This is a genomic window from Ancrocorticia populi, assembly GCF_003123745.1.
Lineage (GTDB): Bacteria > Actinomycetota > Actinomycetes > Actinomycetales > Actinomycetaceae > Ancrocorticia > Ancrocorticia populi.
In genome coordinates, this window is sequence record NZ_QETB01000001.1 from 361,314 (window position 1) to 379,923 (window position 18,610).

The 18,610-nt window shown below is 59.5% G+C and carries 16 protein-coding genes; 8 read left to right on the forward strand and 8 right to left on the reverse strand.

Translation table 11 applies throughout. The features are described from left to right. The first annotated feature begins 61 nt into the window (after window positions 1-61). Both DD236_RS01695 and DD236_RS01700 read left to right on the forward strand, forming a co-directional pair. Window positions 62-748: an SDR family NAD(P)-dependent oxidoreductase gene (locus DD236_RS01695; RefSeq protein WP_165819795.1), complete on the forward strand. Its 687-nt coding sequence runs from the start codon at window positions 62-64 to the stop codon at window positions 746-748. A 371-nt stretch (window positions 749-1,119) separates the two neighbouring features. After that, on the forward strand, window positions 1,120-2,181 hold the full coding sequence (locus tag DD236_RS01700) for an IS110 family RNA-guided transposase (RefSeq protein ID WP_165819826.1): 1,062 nt from the start codon (window positions 1,120-1,122) through the stop codon (window positions 2,179-2,181). Between the two features lie 47 nt (window positions 2,182-2,228). On the opposite strand, the gene DD236_RS01705 is transcribed toward DD236_RS01700, so the two are convergent. The 7 genes from DD236_RS01705 to DD236_RS01735 form a co-directional block, all read right to left on the reverse strand. Next, window positions 2,229-3,200 carry an ABC transporter substrate-binding protein gene (locus tag DD236_RS01705; protein ID WP_109092644.1) on the reverse strand — a complete coding sequence of 324 codons (972 nt, stop codon included), beginning with the start codon at window positions 3,198-3,200 and terminating at the stop codon, window positions 2,229-2,231. Window positions 3,201-3,210: 10 nt separating this feature from the next. Then, window positions 3,211-4,026, reverse strand: coding sequence for an ABC transporter ATP-binding protein (locus DD236_RS01710; RefSeq protein WP_109092645.1), 816 nt, complete (start codon window positions 4,024-4,026; stop codon window positions 3,211-3,213). Beyond that, window positions 4,023-4,790 carry an ABC transporter permease gene (locus DD236_RS01715; protein WP_207785652.1) on the reverse strand — a complete coding sequence of 256 codons (768 nt, stop codon included), beginning with the start codon at window positions 4,788-4,790 and terminating at the stop codon, window positions 4,023-4,025. Before DD236_RS01715 ends, DD236_RS01710 begins: the two co-directional genes overlap by 4 nt. Beyond that, window positions 4,787-5,575: an ABC transporter permease gene (locus DD236_RS01720; RefSeq protein WP_109092646.1), complete on the reverse strand. Its 789-nt coding sequence runs from the start codon at window positions 5,573-5,575 to the stop codon at window positions 4,787-4,789. The genes DD236_RS01715 and DD236_RS01720 overlap by 4 nt, the downstream gene beginning before the upstream one ends. Continuing rightward, on the reverse strand, window positions 5,572-7,518 hold the full coding sequence (locus DD236_RS01725) for an AMP-binding protein (protein WP_109092647.1): 1,947 nt from the start codon (window positions 7,516-7,518) through the stop codon (window positions 5,572-5,574). Before DD236_RS01725 ends, DD236_RS01720 begins: the two co-directional genes overlap by 4 nt. Then, the gene (locus tag DD236_RS01730) at window positions 7,518-8,537 is read right to left on the reverse strand and encodes a zinc-binding dehydrogenase (RefSeq protein WP_109093252.1); all 1,020 of its coding nucleotides are present in this window, start codon (window positions 8,535-8,537) and stop codon (window positions 7,518-7,520) included. Before DD236_RS01730 ends, DD236_RS01725 begins: the two co-directional genes overlap by 1 nt. A gap of 132 nt (window positions 8,538-8,669) precedes the next feature. Then, window positions 8,670-9,365 (reverse strand): VOC family protein, encoded by a 696-nt coding sequence (locus DD236_RS01735; RefSeq protein ID WP_165819796.1) that lies wholly within the window; start codon window positions 9,363-9,365, stop codon window positions 8,670-8,672. Between the two features lie 259 nt (window positions 9,366-9,624). Here DD236_RS01735 and DD236_RS01740 point away from each other — a divergent pair, with 259 nt between their 5' ends. From DD236_RS01740 to DD236_RS01765, 6 genes are all read left to right on the forward strand, one after another. Next, complete coding sequence (locus DD236_RS01740) at window positions 9,625-11,340, forward strand: sodium-dependent transporter (protein ID WP_109092649.1); 1,716 nt, start codon at window positions 9,625-9,627, stop codon at window positions 11,338-11,340. After that, on the forward strand, window positions 11,337-11,510 hold the full coding sequence (locus tag DD236_RS01745; RefSeq protein WP_109092650.1) for a methionine/alanine import family NSS transporter small subunit: 174 nt from the start codon (window positions 11,337-11,339) through the stop codon (window positions 11,508-11,510). The genes DD236_RS01740 and DD236_RS01745 overlap by 4 nt, the downstream gene beginning before the upstream one ends. A gap of 204 nt (window positions 11,511-11,714) precedes the next feature. Beyond that, the gene (locus tag DD236_RS01750; protein WP_243409937.1) at window positions 11,715-14,225 is read left to right on the forward strand and encodes a DNA polymerase III subunit gamma and tau; all 2,511 of its coding nucleotides are present in this window, start codon (window positions 11,715-11,717) and stop codon (window positions 14,223-14,225) included. 3 nt (window positions 14,226-14,228) lie between these two features. Beyond that, a complete protein-coding gene (recR, locus tag DD236_RS01755; protein ID WP_109092651.1) occupies window positions 14,229-14,852 on the forward strand; it encodes a recombination mediator RecR in 624 nt (207 codons plus the stop codon). 91 nt (window positions 14,853-14,943) lie between these two features. Beyond that, window positions 14,944-16,212, forward strand: coding sequence for an aspartate kinase (locus DD236_RS01760; RefSeq protein WP_109092652.1), 1,269 nt, complete (start codon window positions 14,944-14,946; stop codon window positions 16,210-16,212). Next, on the forward strand, window positions 16,209-17,252 hold the full coding sequence (locus DD236_RS01765) for an aspartate-semialdehyde dehydrogenase (protein WP_109092653.1): 1,044 nt from the start codon (window positions 16,209-16,211) through the stop codon (window positions 17,250-17,252). Before DD236_RS01760 ends, DD236_RS01765 begins: the two co-directional genes overlap by 4 nt. 71 nt (window positions 17,253-17,323) lie before the next feature. Here DD236_RS01765 and DD236_RS01770 read toward each other — a convergent pair whose 3' ends face one another. Next, on the reverse strand, window positions 17,324-18,601 hold the full coding sequence (locus DD236_RS01770) for a DUF4032 domain-containing protein (RefSeq protein WP_109092654.1): 1,278 nt from the start codon (window positions 18,599-18,601) through the stop codon (window positions 17,324-17,326). Between the last annotated feature and the right edge of the window lie 9 nt (window positions 18,602-18,610).

Consider the following 18,610-nt stretch of genomic DNA (forward strand, 5'->3'; position numbering starts at 1 on the left):
CAGCTTAGTCTTCCCGCTTGGCCTACGTGCGCTGGTCCGGATGAACGGCCATACTCGAGGTATGAAAACTCTCTTTCTGACTGGTGGCAGCCGTGGCGTAGGTGGTGCGCTCGCGGATCGCCTTGCGAACTCATGGAACCTCATCATGTTGGCGCGCAACGAAGAACGCGCTTCTGAGCTTGAAGGCCGCTATCCAGGATGCCGTACGGTGATCACGGATCTCTCTGATCCGAAGGCCGCTGCCGCGTCCGTGGCCCGATCGCTAGAGAATTCGGGCGCCACCATCGATGCATTTGTAAGCTGCGCGGGCGTAGAGGGGGCCACAGCGCTTGAGAGCCTTGAGGCGGGTGCGCTAGAGAGGATTTACGCGATCAACGTGCTCTCTCCGGTGATGCTGACCAACGCGCTGTTGCCATACCTCAGGGAGTCCCGCGGAACAGTTGTTTTCGTGGGCTCGACCGCCGCCCAGCTCACCTTCCCCGGATGGCTGCCCTACTCCACGAGCAAGGCGGCCCTAGAAAAGGCGGCCAGCGTGCTTCGGGCCGAAGAACGAACTTTGCGGGTCAGCACAGTTACTCCCGGGCGAATCGATACGGATATGCAACGCGATATGGCCGCCAAGCAGTCGCGGGAGTTCGATCCGGCCACGGCGATGTCCCCGGCATCTGTTGCATGGGCAATTCAGATGGCGCTTGAGGCGCCATCTGACGTCGTCGTCGAACAAATAACGGTCACTCCAAACCGGTAGGGGCCCACGAGGCGGTGAATCCCGTGGGCCCTTACCCGCATTTCTGACGCACACTGGGGTTTCAAACCCGAGAATTGACGCTGTAAGTATGGGGTTGGCTGGTCTGGGACTGGCTGGCAGGGTTGGTGGTGGCTGTTCTTGGGGCTGGGCGTGACTCTAGTTGACGCTGTACCCACTCTTGGTGGTGTCTGGGGATTGATATGTCCGTCTAGTACTCGGGGGTGGCCGCTACCTGCCCGGTCCACGATGGTGATTTGATTAGAAGCTTGTCCGCCCCGTGGGGTGTGACTTTTTACAGCATTATCCCGCCGTGAAACTTTCCCGGACTGGTAACGGCCTACGGTCATTCTTTATCAGTTGATAGTGAAAGGATCACCGCAATGTCTATCGTTGCAGATCATCACGGGTTTGTCATAGGCGTGGACTGCCACGCCAGAAACCATGTCTATAGTATCGCCGCCGCTAGGGGCGACATTCTAGCCACTCGCCAGTTCCCGACCACAAGGGCGGGGATGGGTCGGGCCATCTCGTGGGTCGGCAAACACACCGGTGGGGACATGTCGGCATTGTTCGCGATTGAGGGAACCCGCACCTATGGGGCCAACCTGTCTCGGCATGTTGGCCGGGCTGGCTACAAGCGAGTCGAGGCCCCGTGGACAGCCACGTCCGCCAAGGGTAAGAGCGATGAGATTGATGCCGGCAAGATCGCACGAGCGACCTTGGCCTGTCAGATCGACCAGTTGAGGGATCCGCGCGCGGACGGGATCCGCGGGGCCCTCGCCATTTTGCTGGCGTCTCGGAACCAGATGCAAAAGGCCAAGACCAGTGCGAAAAACCAGTTGACCGCGCTGATGCGTTTCCACGATTTGGGTATCGATGTACGCAAGGCCGTGAGCATGAAACAGGTCAAGACGATCGCTACCTGGCAGGCTCGCGATACTGGGGATATTGCCGTGTTCTACGCGATAAGGGAGGCGATCGACCTAGCGCAGACGGTTCTTCAGTTGGAGAAAAATGCAGCTACCAACCGGGCGGAGATTCTGGCGTTGGTTCGCCAGTGCGAAGCCGGGGTGTTGCTCAAAGAGAAGGGGTATGGTCCGATCTCGGTGGCCCAGATCTTCGTGTCTTTCTCCCATGTTGGCCGGATCGATTCTGAGGCTAAGTTTGCCGCCTTGGCCGGGGTTAACCCGGTCCCGGCTTCTTCCGGCAACACCGTCCGTCACCGCCTGAACAGGCGCGGAGATAGGCAGCTTAATCGTGCCCTGCACACGATCGCGCTGACGAGAATGAGGCAGGACGAGGAAACCGAAGCCTATGTCGCTCGCCGCCGCCTTGAGGGTAAAACCGACCGTGAAATCCGCCGCTGCCTCAAACGCTACCTCGCCCGCCACGCCTACCGGACACTCAACCAAACCCAACCCGCCCAGACTTGACACACATAGAAGCATCAAACCCGGGCGAGGAAGGCGGCGTGTGAGGTCTACTCCACTGGCTCGATCACCAAAGAATCGTAATCGGGCTCCTCGGAGATGACGCCCTGGTCAAGGGCAGCCTCGCCGTATAGCTTGATGGATTCGGTATCCAGGCCCGTGGGGTACACCCCGAACAAGATGCGATCAGCAACATCCTGATCCAACCCAACTTCGGAGACGGCCAGCTCACGGAGCTTATCCGTGTTCTCAGTGGCGTATTCGTTGGACTTGTCCATGGCCTTTTGGAAGGATTCCACGATCTCCGGGTTGTTTTCAGCGAAATCGCCCGAGGTGATGTAGTAGCCCAGCGTCGCGTCGGGGAAGGCCTCAACGAAGTTGGACAGAACGGGCCGGTAGCCGTTGTCCAGCGCGATGGTGCGGAAGGGCTCAACCATCCAGATGGCGTCAACATCTCCGCGCTCTAGAGCTCCGGACATATCCGAGTAGTTCATGGGAACGTACTCGATGCCTGAGGGATCGATCCCATTGTTTTCGAGCGCCACGGGAATGGTGACGTCGCCTAGATTCTTGGTGGAGTTCACCGCGATTTTCTTGCCCGGGAGGTCCTCCGGGCCCTGAATATCGGAATCCTCTTCCACGAACACCTGCGAGGTGGATTCGTCGGGATCGGAGCCAACGCCGCAGCAGGAGCTCACGAACTTGATGTCGAGTCCCTGATCGATGGCCGCGAGATCCGAAACCACGTTGGCGTATCCGATCGGGCTTTCGCCGTTCACCACAGAGGGAATGATGGCTGAGCCGGATTCGGCGATCTTTACCTCAACGTCCAAGCCCTCTTCCTCGAAGAATCCTTCTTGGATCCCCAGATAGAGCGGCGTGGAATCGGTGGTGGTGATCTGGTAAACCGTGAGTTTAGTGAGGCCGTCTTCGCCTTCTTCAAGGCCATCGTCGGAGCCGCACGCGGCCAGAGCGAGCATCGAGGACGCCGCCAAGGCAGCGAGTTTCATTGATCTCTTCATGGGGTTTCCTTTAGATGGTGTATTCGGGAGGTGTGTTGGTAGGCACCACAAGATTGCGGATAGTGCCAAAGATATGTGCCCGAAGTTCGGAGAATTCGGGAAGGGCGCGGGTCTCGAGTTGGTTGCGATCAGCAGGCAGCCCGATTGGAACGATCTCTTCGATATGGCTGGGGGTCTGGGACAGAATGGCCACGCGATCGGATAGATACACGGACTCATCCACATCGTGCGTCACGAACACGAAGGTTGCCCCGGTCTCTTGGCGGACCTGCAGCAGCAGATCCTCCAGATCGTTGCGAGTTTGGGCGTCCACGGAAGCGAAAGGCTCATCCAACACCATCACCTCGGGTTGGTAGGCGATGGCCCGAGCGATGGCCACGCGCTGTTGCATTCCGCCGGAGAGCTGCCACGGGTAGCGCCCCGCAGCCCCCTCCAACCCAACGCTGGCCAAACAGCTCTCCACGCGCTTGGCGATTTCGCCCTTATCGAGCCCCTGAGCGCGCAGCGGCAGAGCGATGTTCTTCCCCACGTTCATCCACGGGTAGAGGGAACGCGAGTAATCCTGAAATACGAGCGCGATCTCGCGGGGAGGCGCCGTGATCTCCTGATTATCCAGCAGCACCCGCCCGGAGGTGGGGGCGAGCAGCCCGGAGATGCAGCGGAGCAGAGTGGTCTTGCCAGCGCCGGAGGGGCCAACGATGGAGAGAAATTCGCCGTCGTGGACCTCTAGGTTGACGCCGCGGAGTACCTCGGTGCCCGGATCCTTGCGCCCGCGGGGCGGATAGGTTTTATGTAGGTCCTCGATCGTCAGACGAATATCCGTCATAGTTGATCCCTTCCGTTCAGGCCCCGATCCCACGCCAACAGGCGCCGCTCGATGAGGCCAAAGATGCTTGTGAGGACCGTCCCGAGCAAGCCCAAGATGATGATGACGCCCCACACGGCCGTCTGATTAAAAGAGTTCTGCGCGGTGACGAGAAAGTAGCCGATGCCTTCCGAAGAACCCGTCATCTCGCTGGTAACCACCAGAACTAGAGAGAGCGGGATGGCCACGGTAATCCCGGCCACGGCCCGCGGCGTGACCGCGGGCAGCACCACGTTGAGTTGTTTCGTCAGCCCCGTGATCCCGAAACTTCGCGCTGTATCGTGGGATTCGCGCGGAATTGAGCGCGCCCCGTCGATCACGTTGAGCAGCACCGGGAAGAACGTCCCCAGCGCAATGATGAAGATCTTCATCGAGTCGCCCAGCCCGAAAATCACCATCGCGAACGGGATAAGTGCGGTTGCTGGGATGGCCCGAATGAATTCGAAGGGCGGGGTAAGGCCGGTACGTACGAGCCGGATTTGTCCGATGATAAGGCCGACGACGATGCCAGCTACAATCCCGCATCCCAGCCCAATGGCTAAGTTGGTCAAGCTGGATGTGAGGTTCGATCGGCCTTCACCGGCCAGCCAGTACTCCCAGACGGATGTTGAGACGTCGGGTAGCGGCGGAAAGTAGATCTGGTTGGAGCTCGACGAGGCAAACCACCAGATGGCGATGGCACTGAGGGCGCCGAGCATGCCCAGCAAGGAGGTTAGGCGTTTCATTGGGCCTCATTCCTATAGGACTCGTGCCATCCCAAGAGGCGCTTCTGGAGCGAGAGAAGTAGGGTGTTGAGGCCGAAACCCACGATTCCAATCACGAAAATGTAGGCGTACATGACGGGCAGGTTGCCCACTGATCGAGCTTGGCCGAGCTGGTTTCCCAGCCCGCTCATACCAACCAACAGCTCGGAGGTGATGCACAAGACGAGGGCGGTGTTGGAGGCGATGCGAATGCCCGTGAGTAACTGCGGAAGCATGGACGGGACGATGAGGAATCGCACCCGTGCCCATAACGGCATCGAGTAGGCCGCTGCGGTCTCGCGCGCCACTGGATCCACGTCGCGTACCGCCGAGATTGCGGACATGAGCATCTGGAAGACGGCAGCATAGGTAGCGAGGAAGATCTCGGACGATTTGCCCGAACCCATCGTCAGGATCACGAGGGGAATCATCGCGATCGAGGGGATCGGCTTGAGGAACTCGATCACCGGCCGGAAGAACGCTGAAAGGTAGCGAGAGGACCCAAGGATGAGGCCAACCGTGGTACCAATCACTACCGCTATCGCGAGGGCCTGAATCCACGCGGAGAGCGTGGCACCAATCGCGGTCCAGAGCCCGGATCCGCCGAGCAGGCTTCCCAGTTCACCCAGAATCTGGGTGGGAGCCGGGGCAAATCGGCTGGGGAGCAGATCAACGATCGAGGCCAGTTGCCAGACGGCAAAGATCAGGAGGACTGTGATCGTGGGGATGAGCAGGCGGACGGTGCGGCTATGGTAATTCAGTCTCATCGCACCTTCGCTTCGGCGCGTTGGGAGAGCAGCTTCTTATCCACCTTGTTGGTTCCGGACAGTGGGAAGCTCTCCTCGAAGAAGATGCGACGTGGATGAGCGTACGGCTCCAGATGCTCCAGAGTCCACGTGCGCAGCTCCTGCTCGCTTGGATTGGAGCCGGGAACGGGCACAACGAAAGCCACAGGCTTGGCGCCTTTGAGGGGATCAGGAATAGGAACTACTGCCGCTTCCTGAACGTCCGGGTGGTTTTCCAGCACTTTCTCTACAGCGGCCGGATACACGTTCTCCCCACCGGACGTGAACATGTCATCTACTCTCCCGCGGAAGAAGTAAAAGCCCCGCTGATTGCGCTCGAACAGATCGCCAGTGAGGTAGAAGCCGCGATCATCGACCGGGCTGGGCACATCTGGGCGGTCCTTGTAGCCGAGCATTGTTGCAGGGGATTCGACGCAGAGTTCACCGCTGACCGAGCCGGTGTCCGATGCCAGTACCTTGCCGTCCGGGTCGCGAAGCTCCACGGCTACTTCGGGATGAGCGATACCTACCGAACCGCGCGGGGTTGGCAGGATCGGATGAGGAGCAAAGGCCACGGGCCCCGATTCGGTGGTGCCGAACCCCAAGGAGAAGGCAGCGCCGGGAAAAACCCGGCTACTCTCCTCGATCAGCTCATCGGACATGGGCGCCGAACCTAGCCAGAGCTCATTCACGCTGGACAGATCGATCTGGGGGTCGCGATCGCGCAGGGCCAGAGACATCATCGGGGGAACCCCGGTGATACGTGTGGCGCTGTGATCGGCAATCGCCTGCAGAAAGCCCTTCGGCTCGAACACCGGCTGAAGCACCACGTGATCGCCGTGCAGCAGAGCCCCCTGGCTAGTTGCCAAGGCATTCATGTGATAAAGCGGGGCGGACACCAGGAACACACGATCCCTGCCATCCGAATACTTCTCACCCGTTTCCATGATCCATTCATGAGAGGAGTGAGAGCGAACAACACCCTTGGGTTTGCCCGTGGAACCCGAGGTGTAGAGGATCATCGAAGGATCCTCTCCCGAGACCTCCACCGGCTCCGCGCCCTGGTCCGATGCAGCGGAAATGGAGGAGAGGAGATAAACGGGGAAGGGAACGTCGTCGCCCTCAAAAAGTGGACGATCGGCCAAGACGAAGGATGAACCGGAGTTGGCCACCGCGTATTCCAGTACGGCGGCAGGAAACTTGTAGCTGAGGGGAACGGCAACGCCGCCGGCGCGCATGATGGCGAAGAATGCCACGAGGTACTCGATCGAGTTGATCCCCACGATCGCAACCGCGGTGCCTCGGCCTACCCCGTGGGCGGCGAGCCACTCTTGGGCCGCCCGGACTCTGGCGAGGAATTCACCATACGTGACGGTCTCGGGGTTGTCACCGGTCAGGGTAATCGCCGGGCGATCGGGATGGGCGGCGTTGATGGCCGCCCCGATGTTGCCGATGGCGAGCGCTTCCCTCACACCGGGGGAAAACGTCTCCTCGATGGGCGCGGATGCTGACGCGGCGAATGTACCCTGCGCCGTGGCAGCCACCTTCTGCCCCTCGGTGTGAACCTCGGCCTGAGCGAAAGCGACGCCACGGCCAGGCTTGACTAGGCGGCCGGTGACGATGAGCCTGCCGGGGCGTGCCGGGCGGAGAAACTGAGTCTGGAGGTCGATAGTAGGGGCCGGGCCGCCGATCGTGCCGGTAAGCGCGAAGCAGGCTGCGGTGTCCAGAAGGGCGGAGAGGATGCCGCCGTGGATAACGCTCCCGTCTTGGGCGTTCGTCCATTCGGGGCGCGAGGCGGCTTCTAGAGTGATGGAGTCAGCCGTGATGGCAGTGACTTTCAGTCCGAGCCAGTTGTTGAAGGTGCCGCCCTCAAGGGTGCGCTGAACTGCGGCAAGTGAGGGAAGCGTCCGGGTAGCCGATGGCATTATGCCTCCTGACCCCACGGGGCGATGATTACCTTGCCAGTCACGCCGCGCTCTTCAAGGCGCTGGATCGCGGCCGGAGCCTCGTCAAGTGAGAGCACTGAGTCAATGACCGGGCGGAAATCACGGGTGTCTACCAGCTCCACGAGCGCCTCGATATCCTCACGTCCGAAACCGTTGGACCCCTGAATCTTTAGCTCGAAGCTCCAGATATAGCGGAGATCCTCGGCCGGATCGAAGCCCGCCGTAGCTCCGGCAACGAGGATTGTGCCGCCGAGTTTTGTGGACTTGAGCGTGGGGTGCCACGTGTCCCCGCCCGTATTGTTGATCACCACGTCAAACCCGGTCTCGGTGGAGTTGCGCGAAGGCTTACCAAGGTTCTCGCGGGTCCATTGATCGATCCGGACCTCGCGATAGTTGAAGTAATCGTCCGCACCGATGGCCAGCAGGCGTTCCCCCTTTTCCTTTGAGCCAACCGCGGCTACAACGTAGGCGCCCAGCTGCTTGGCCAAGAGAACCGCAGCGGTACCCACGCCGCCAGAAGCCCCGAGAACCAGCACCTTATCTCCGGCCTTGACCGCGCCCTTACCAACTACCATGCGGTGCGCCGTCCCATAGGCCACAGGCATGGCCGCTGCCTCTACGAAGCTGACGGAATCCGGAAGGGGAATTATCTGCGAGGCTTCCGCCACCGCATACTCTGCGAGCCCGCCGTCCTGTACCTCTCCCATAAGGTTGAAGTTGGAATCAAGCGGATTGACTAGAACGCGATCGCCAGCCTTGACGCCAGACGTATCCGGGCCAACCTCCACGATTTCTCCGGCAAGGTCTAGGCCCGGCACTACCGGCATTGGGATCTTGATGCCCGGCATGCCGCGTACGGTGAAGATATCGTGATAGTTCAATGATGACGCCCGAACCTTCAGCACCACTTTGCCGGAGGTGGCCTCGGGGCGTGGGTAGTCAGTTTCGATCGTCAAGTTTTCAACTGATCCATGGTTTCGCAGGACCACGGCCTTCATCGTCTGCACGGATGACTCCTGTTTCTTAAGGTTGCGATTTATGCGGCGCGAGTTCGGGTTTGCACGGGCTCACGCTCCATCGTGTTCAGGCTCGCTCGGGCCTAAGCACGCGGATGTGAACGTTGGGGCGCTTTACACTGTCCAGATGCCGGCCGGTCCCGAAACTTCGAGACAGAGGCGGGGCTGATCCGAGGTGCAGGCGCAGGTTTCAGTTTCGATAGCGGTTCCAAGAGCCGCCAGCTGCATTCGGAGCTCTGATGCGGAGGCCTCGGCGTTTTCGGACCTGCCTTCGGACTGCGGTACACAAAGGGTAAAACGGCGCAGTTCTGCCCGGGCCTGCGTAGAGGCGGCGGGCGAAACCGAATCCTGCCAGTCAATGATGAATGGTAGTGGCCCCGCCGTGGGCTGGGTGAGGCGCCAAGAGAGCAGCGCGCCATCAGGAGTGCGGCGGGACAGTGCTTCGAGCGGGGAAATGGGGATCCCGGCGGTGTTGGCGCGGGTCACCGTTGCGTCGGCATCGTCGGGATGAATAGCCCAAGTAGCTACCGTGGCGGTGGTGATGGTGTCCAAATCGAATGGATATGGGCCATCGGGGTGTGGGAGTGATTCATCAGCGCCCACGATCTCTAGATAGTGGCCGCCGCCGAAAGTGACTAGATAGTTTCGAGTCCCTAGGCTCTCGTGTGATCCGCCCTTATCGGGGCTGACGCCAGTGGCTCGCTCGAATTCGGCCACAGTGTCCTCGAGCGTTGGCGTGGCAACAACAATGTGGTCAAGAAGCGGTGGAACTGAAGTCCTGTCCTCTGTCATGGCTTCCCTCTCAGTCATTGAAGCGAGTATCTGTAATCCGAGATAAATCATCTCAGGATCCGGGGCGTGTGTAAACCTACTAAGTGGGTAGGTTATCGGAGTTTATATGTTTAGGATACTCGCTCGCGGGTAAAGTGGAGCCGCGACTGTGATGAAGCTAATGGTAGCGCGCTGCTGATCCGTGCGAGTGGCGGATCCAGAACCGTCTACATGGCGAGACTTCTTGCGTTTATCGGTGAATGGCCCAAAAATGGGTTGATTACTGGAAAGGGAGTCTATGAGCACAGTATCGCCAAAAGGCGCAGAGGGATCACGAAAAGCGAACCGAGGTGCGTTCTCCGGCCGCAACGCCTTCATCTTCGCGGCGATTGGTTCCGCCGTTGGATTAGGGAACATTTGGCGTTTCCCCTATGTGGCCTACTCGAACGGTGGCGGTTCGTTCATCCTGCCGTACATCATTGCGCTTGTCACAGCTGGTATACCACTGCTCTTCTTGGACTACGCGATTGGGCATCGCTATCGCGGTTCGGCTCCGCTGTCCTTCCGGCGTCTACATCGCATGACCGAGCCCCTCGGTTGGTGGCAAGTGATGATCTGCTTCATTATTGGTATCTACTACGCGCTCATTCTGGCGTGGGCCATCCGCTACTTCCTGTTCTCCTTTACCAAGGAGTGGGGTGATGATCCGGCCACATTCTTCACGGAGACGTTTACTCATTCGGTGCCGGCCGAAGAAGCTACTTTCGGTCTAGATTTCGTGCCGGGTGTGGCTATCCCATTGATACTCGTCTGGGTAGGCGTGATTGGCGTACTTATTATGGGCGTTCAGAAAGGGATCGCGAGATTCTCGGGTATCTTCATGCCCATCCTTGTGGTCATGTTCGTGATCCTCGTTATCGTGGCACTGACCTTGCCTGGTTCGGGCGCAGGTCTAGATGCACTCTTCACACCAGACTGGGGAGCGCTTACCGATTCGAGTGTGTGGGTGGCGGCCTATGGGCAGATCTTCTTCTCACTGTCCGTGGCGTTCGGCATCATGCTGACGTATTCCTCTTACCTCAAGAAGGATGAGGATCTTACCGGCTCGGGCCTCCTCGTTGGCTTCTCCAACTCCAGCTTCGAGATCCTTGCTGGAATCGGCGTATTCGCGGCGCTCGGATTCATGGCACAGTCCACCGGCCAGCCAATCGATGAAGTGGCCGGCGGTGGCATCGGACTAGCTTTCATCGCCTTCCCCACGATCATCAATCAGGCGCCTGTGGGAGCCCTGATCGGTGTGCTCTTCTTCGGTTCGCTTGTGTTTGCTGGGTTTACTTCGATGATTTCGATCATCGAAGTAATCATCGCCGCGATCCAAGACAAGTTGGGCCTTAATCGTGTCCCCGCGACCCTCGTAGTGGGTGTCCCGATGGCAGTGGTTTCCCTGTTGCTTTTCCCCACCACAACGGGCATGAATCTCCTTGACATAACCGATGCCTTCGTTAACAACTTTGGGATCGTCGCGGTTGCGCTGGTTGCGACCGTGACGCTCTCGGCCGGCTTTGGCGCCTTGCCCACCTTGCGGAACCACCTGAACCGCTCCAGCTCCTTCAAGGTAGGGCGCATCTGGCAGATGTTCGTGGGTGGAGTGGCCCCGATCGTTCTGGGCTACATCCTCATCAACGAGATCCAGCGAACTGTCGCCGAAGGATACGGCGGCATGCCCGGCTGGTTCGTGAACGTATTCGGATGGGGCATGGTGATCGCCCTGGTGGTCATGGCCTTCTTGCTGACATCGATTCCGTGGGGTGAGCGTTCAAATGTTCATGTCCTCGATTCGGATGGGGACCTCATACCGCCGCCTATCTTGGATCGCCTCGTGGATCAAGGACGTTTCGGGCAGGTCAAGGCAGATCCAACTATTGCCGGCTACATACTTCCCGATCTGGATGAGCGGGCGGTAGCCGCATCCTCGTCCACACCAGCCTCAACCGATAAGGAGGAACTGCGATGAGCGGAGCCGCCATTGCCATGATGTTGGTTGCCATGGTTGTTATTTGGGGTGGCATGATCGCCTCCGGCCTCTACCTGCGTGCCCACCCCGAGGGTTCGGTCCAGCTACTCGACGAATTTGGGCGGCCTGTTGATCATCCCATGCTGGACGTTGATCACCCGGAGTCTTAACACGATTTCTTGGGACGACGACGGATTTCTCCCGTCCGCACCCGCTTGCCGAGGTGGGGTTTACGTTAGGAGACGTCGTTCCACCGAAAGACCTAAGATCCGCAGTTTTGACGCAATCTCTGGGAAAGCGTGGACAAGAGGGTAAGGGGCTGTGCACAGCCGAACGCACTCGGTGGACTTGGCACGTAGACTGTGCCTGTGAGTATGGCACTGTATCGGCGTTACCGGCCCCAGAAGTTTCAAGATGTGATTGGCCAAGAGCAAGTCACTAAGCCCCTGATGGCTGCCCTGCGGGCTGGAAAAACTGCTCACGCCTATCTCTTTTCAGGTCCGCGTGGGTGTGGAAAGACAACATCTGCTCGCATTCTTGCGCGCTGTCTGAACTGTGTGGAGGCTCCTACGGATACCCCATGTGGGGTATGTGAATCGTGCCGCGAGCTTGCGGCTGAGGGCTCGGGTTCACTCGATGTGGTGGAGATGGACGCCGCCAGCCATGGTGGAGTGGATGATGCTCGCGATCTCATTGAGCGGGCATCGTTCGCGCCTGCGCGTGACCGCTACAAGATCTTCATCATTGACGAGGCCCACATGGTCTCGAATCAGGGTTTTAATGCGCTCCTCAAATTGGTGGAGGAACCTCCGGACCATATTAAGTTCATCTTTGCCACCACGGAGCCCGAAAAGGTTATCGGCACCATTCGGTCCCGTACCCATCACTACCCGTTCCGGCTCGTTCCTCCGGACGAACTGGAAGGTTACCTCGGGCAAATCTGTGCCGAGGAAGGCGTAGATGCGGGCGCTGGCGTTCTGCCGCTCGTGGTCCGCGCCGGTGGTGGGTCCGTACGTGACTCGCTCTCCGTGCTGGATCAGCTCATTGGCGGTTCGGAAGCCAATAGCCTCACGTACGAATCTGCGATTGCACTGCTTGGATTCACTGATGGCTCCTTGCTTGATGACTCAATCGGTGCCCTCGCCGCGCGCGATGGTGCCACGCTCTTCGCGGTGGTGGACCGCGTGATTCAGTCCGGTCACGATCCACGCCGGTTCGTGGAGGATCTCCTCCAGAGATTGCGGGACATCGTTGTGATTTCTCTTGCTGGGGAATCCGCGCATGATGTGCTGGTTTCCGTACCCGACGATCAGTACGAGCGGATGGTTCAGCAAGCCAACAATCTGGGAGCGGCCCGAGCTTCTCACAGCGCCGATCTGGTGAACGACGCGCTCACTCAGATGGCCGGGGCTACCTCCCCGAGGCTCCAGTTGGAACTCCTCTGTGCGCGCCTGCTTCTGCCGCCCACCGCGCAGGCCGATTCTAGTCAGCCCCGTACAGCCACTGCGGCAGGTGGGGCAAGTGGAGACGGGCCCCAGAGGCCCAAACCCTCTAGGGCTACAGAACGCCCGGCTAGGCCGTCCTCTGCCACGCGCCCGGACGCACCGGCACCCAAGCAGCCAAACAACCCGAGTGTGCCCGGCCGTCAGATCAACGCGCAGTGGGCCGCCCCTGTTTCGCCCGCTTCCGGTGGAGAGAAGACGCCCGACAGAGATTTGACGCAAACCCGGGGTGAGGCCGCGGCTGAAGCTGAGAAGCCGGCGACACCTAAGGTGCCCACGCCCACCGCGTCAGAGCCACCAGCTGCACCCGAGCCAAGCTCCGGGGACGTCAGCATGATCAGGCAGCGCTGGAAGGAAATAGTTGCTGACGTACAGGCAACGTCGAAGTCCACCGCCGCCCTCATCCAGACGAATGCACAGGTGGGAGGCCTTGAGAACGGCGTGCTCACCCTGCTCTTCCAGACCCAGGGTCTTGCAACAACCTTTAACAACCGCGGGCATGGGCCGCGGGTTCAGGCCGCCCTTCATGAGGTCTTGGGCGTGGACGCCACGGTGGAAGCCTCGGTAGGGGGCGATGGGAAAGGCCCAAAAGCGCAGGCCGTTCCGGCGGCCAGCCCCAGCAATCAGGCACCGGACCCAGTACCGTCGCACAAGCCGGTACCAACGCCTGATACATACGACGAGCCCGGAACATCCCGAGATTCCGGACCCTCACCTGATTCGGCGCCCGATCCTGTCCAAGCGCAGGAACCGGCGCTCCCGCGAAGGCTTTCATCCGTGCCGGATCCCGCTCCGGAACCAGAACAAGCCCCTGCAGCGGACTTGGATCCGGCAGGTGTACTTGCACCGCTGCTCGATGGGCCAGTCCTTCAAGCAGTTTCCCCGAATGTGCCATCGGGCGATGAGCCTCCGTTCCCGCAGGATGAGCCTCCGCTGGACGAACCGTATCTGGACGAACCGCCTCTGGATGAACCGCCAGTGGCTGAGCCGGCTCTGGACGGACCAGCATCCGTTACCTCGGCCGAATCTGACGAGGTACCGTTCTATGCTCAACAGATGCCTACGCCGCGAAGGCCCGAGGATATTGGCCCGGAGACGCCGGCAACTCCCAGCTTCTCGATTCCTCAGCGATCTCGGCCTCAGCCCAGCGCTGAGGAGAAGGCAACGCCTTCGATCGGTGATCGGATTAGAAGGATGCACGGCGGCAGCGCACAGAGCCCCGCTGAACCGCCCCCGCCTCCAGAATATGATGAAGATCCGTACGATGAGGGAGTCTCCCCGGACGATCCAACGATCGCACAATCCAACGTGGTGGGAATTGAGGTTGTTCTGAGCACGTTCAAGGGAACAGTGATCGATGAACAGACCAGAAATGGAGAGTAGTTAATGGCGGGCGTTTACGATGGAGCCGTTCAAGAACTCATTGACGAACTGGGTAGGCTCCCCGGCATCGGCCCCAAGGGCGCCCAGCGAATTGCCTTCCATCTGCTCGAGCAAGATTCGTCAGAGGTTGATGCCCTCGTGGGTGCGATCCAACATGTGAAGCAACGGGTTCACTTCTGTGAGATCTGCGGAAACGTGACGGAATCCAACGTGTGCTCGATCTGTAGCGATGCCCGCCGCCTCGATTCTGTGATCTGCGTGGTGGAGGAGGCTAAAGATATCGTGGCGATCGAGCGTACCCGCGAATACCGCGGCCGCTACCACGTATTGGGCGGTTCAATTAACCCGATTCAGGGAGTTGGCCCGGACGATCTGCGTATCCGCGAGCTCCTGACCCGTTTGCAGGATGGCAAGGTCACCGAAGTTATTCTGGCAACCGATCCGAACATTGAGGGGGAGGCAACTGCCGCCTATCTTATCCGTCTCCTCATTCCGATCGGTGTCTCTGTCTCCCGATTGGCTTCCGGCCTGCCCGTGGGTGGCGACCTGGAGTATGCGGACGAAATCACACTCTCGAGGGCGTTCGAGGGACGGCAACGCGTTCATACTGCGACAGCCGCAAATTAGGCCTGCTGTCTCATGTCCACGCTGCGATACGTCCCAAAGCGTGAGCAATTGCGGCGGTTACGATAGGCGAGTCGATTAAAAGGAGCAACCTATGGCACTCGTCGTCCAGAAATTTGGTGGATCATCTGTAGCAGACGCCGCGAGCATCAAGCGCGTGGCTAAGCGGATCGCCGAGACGAAGCGAATGGGTAACGACGTCGTCGTCGTCGTTTCAGCTATGGGTGACACTACGGATGAACTGATTGACCTTGCCGAAGAGGTAACAACGAAGCCGCCTTCGCGCGAGATGGACATCCTGCTCACCGCGGGTGAGCGCATCTCCATGGCTCTGCTCGCGATGGCGGTGACGGAAGAGGGAATCGAAGCCCACGCCTACACGGGCCAGCAGGCCGGTCTGCTCACGGACGATAAGTATGGGCAGGCATCCATCCTCGGAATTATCCCTGAGCGTATTCTTCGGACAATCAAGGACGGAGCGGTGGCCATCGTGGCCGGGTTCCAGGGAGTGAACTCGCAAAACGACGTGACAACGCTCGGGCGCGGCGGATCCGACACAACGGCCGTTGCATTCGCGGCGGCTCTCCACGCGGATTCCTGCGAAATCTATACCGACGTGGACGGCGTATTCTCGGCTGATCCGCGAGTAGTCCCGGCAGCGGGCCACGTGGCCCTCATGACGTATGAAGAGACTCTTGAACTTGCGGCACACGGCGCTAAAGTATTGCATCTACGGGCAGTTGAGTTTGCTCGAAAGTTCAATGTCCCACTTCATGTGCGCTCTTCATTCTCAAACAAGGAAGGTACTTGGATCGTGAGCGAAAATCTCAGCCAGCAAAAAGCCATGGAAGCCCCGGTTATCACGGGTGTTGCTCACGACCGGTCGCAGAGCAAGATTTCGATTGTTGGGGTGCCGGACGTACCGGGAGCGGCCTCAAAAATCTTCGCAGCTGTAGGCCGCGCTGATGGAAACATCGACATGATTGTCCAGAACACCGCGCTATCAACGCCAGGCCAGTCAAATATCTCCTTCACTGTTCCGCGGGTCCAGCTTGATACCGTTGTGGAGAAGCTGCGGGCAGACCGTTCGGATCTGGGTATCAAAGAAATTCAGGTGACTGAGGAGATTGGTATCCTTTCGATCGTGGGTGCGGGTATGCGTTCGCATTCGGGCGTTTCCGCCAAACTCTTCACGGCGTTGGCTGAACTAGGGGCCAACATTGACATGATTTCCACATCGGAGATTCGAATCTCCGTTGTTGTTGCGCCGGACGTGCTGGAATCCGCCGCCCGCGCAGTCCATACCGCTTTCGGACTCGATCAGGAATCCGATGCAATCGTCTACGGAGGTACAGGACGATGAGTATTACCCTCGCAGTTGTAGGCGCTACCGGTCAGGTTGGCCGCGTTATGCGCACCCTTTTGGAAGAGCGAGACGTCCCTGCAGATAGGGTGCGCTTCTTTTCCTCAGCCCGCTCGGCGGGCACGGTACTCCCGTTCCGCGGGCAGGACATCACGGTGGAAGACGTTGCTACGGCAGACTTCTCCGGTGTTGATGTTGCCGTCTTCTCTGCTGGTGCAACGGCCTCGCGCGAGTATGCACCGAAGTTCGCAGCCGCCGGCGCTGTGGTAGTAGATAACTCTTCGGCGTGGCGCAAGGACCCCGACGTTCCCCTCGTGGTTTCTGAGGTTAATCCGGGCGATATCCCGAACCGCCCGAAGGGTATTATTGCCAACCCGAATTGCACCACGATGGCCGCGATGCCGGTGCTGGGCCCGCTCCACAAGAAGTACGGCCTGACTCGCCTCATTGTTTCCTCGTACCAAGCCGTGTCCGGCTCAGGACTGGCTGGTGTCAAAGAGCTGGACGGCCAGATTCGAGCCGGAGTCACTCAAGACCTCACGGCGCTCGCTACGGATGGAGAGGCCGTTGAGCTTCCCGATCCAAGCGTGTACGTGGCCCCAATTGCCTTCGATGTTGTGGCCCTAGCCGGCAAGATTGTGGACGATGGCTCGGACGAAACCGATGAGGAGCAGAAGCTCCGCAACGAATCCCGCCGTATCCTGAACGTCCCCGATCTCAAAGTGTCTGGGACCTGCGTGCGCGTTCCCGTCTTCACGGCACACGGCTTAGCGGTTAACGCTGAGTTTTCCACCCCGGTCACTCCCGAGGAAGCCACAGCTCTCCTTGGGTCGGCCCCTGGCGTTGAAGTGACGGATGTCCCCACTCCGCTGGCAGCAGCCGGCAAGGACCCCTCTTTCGTGGGCCGCATCCGCCAAGACCAGTCCGTTGACGATGGTCGCGGCCTCGCCATGTTTGTGGTGGGCGATAACCTCCGCAAGGGCGCCGCTCTGAACGCCATTCAGCTGGCCGAACTTGTGATTGAGGAAATTACTGCCTGATCTATTGCTAGATGAGTAAGGGCCCCAGTTCATTCTGAATGAACTGGGGCCCTTCGTCGTCGTCCTAAAAACTATACAAAGTAGCCCGCCATTCCGGACATATCGGAAGTGTCTGGGCCCAGAACTTCCTCCGCGGCTTTTCCGATGAAAGACTGCTCATCGGGCTTATTGCGCAGGACGTTTTCGATGAAGGACGCAATCACCTGATCACTCGGAATGTCGTAGCCCGCGTTTTCGGCCATGTACCAGCGGTGCTCCAGAAGCTGATGGAAGATCTCAGCTGGCTCTAGCTTCCCTCGAAGCTCGCGGGGAATCGCGTTGATCGCGGGCTGGTACACGTGGGTCATCCACTCGTGCGCGGCGATGGACTGAGGCGTGCTGGATTTGAAGTGCGTGGCGCGATACTGTTCGATATCGTTCATCATGCGCCGCGCCTGATTCTCCTCAACGTCCATGCCTGTAAGCCGCATGATCTTGCGGGAGAAGTGGCCCGCATCCACCACCTTGGGCTGGATCGAAACCTGAGTGCCGCCCTTATCCCGAGACATCGAGAGTTCACCTACCTCAAAGCCTAGATCGTTGAGGCGGCGTATGCGCTCGGCGATCTTCCACGTCTCGTTGGCAGAATATGTGGTGGTTTGCGTCAGGTCTGCCCAGAGTTCGTTGTACCGCTGAACGAAGGTATCGCCAACTTCAATGGCATCCACATCCATCTGGAGAATTTCCCCGGCCTGAAGGTCCATGAGCTCGCCAATGATGTTCGTGCGCGCCACATCGATATCGTATTCTCGCTTGCCAGTTGTCAGGCTCGGATAGAGTTCGCCGGTCTCCGCGTCCACAAGATAGGCCGCGAATTCGCCGGCATCCCGGCGGAAAAGAGTGTTGGATAGCGAAACATCGCCCCAGTAGAAGCCGAGCAGGTGTAGGCGCACCATCAGCACCGAGAGTGCATCGATGAGCCGCCGCACGGAGTCCTGACGCTGATGCTGGCCGAAGATCGCGCGGTAGGGGAGTGAGAAGACCAGATGTTCGGTCACCAACGCATCACTCAGCGGTTCGCCATCCGCCGTGCTGCGTCCCGTCACTACCGCAACTGGCTCAACGGCCGGGGCGTCGTGACGCCCGAGGTCGCGCAGCATCTCGTATTCCCTGTACGCCACACGCTCGCCGATTTCCTTAACCGCGATGATGCGTTCACCCAGATACACGAAACGCACCGTATGGCGGGATATGCCGCGGGGAAGCGCGGCAATGATGTCCTCTGGCCACTCCGCAATCGGCGTATCCCACGGCAGATCGAATAGGCCAGGATCCACCTGTGCTGCCATGATTTGGAGAGACGGATTCATGTGGCGCCT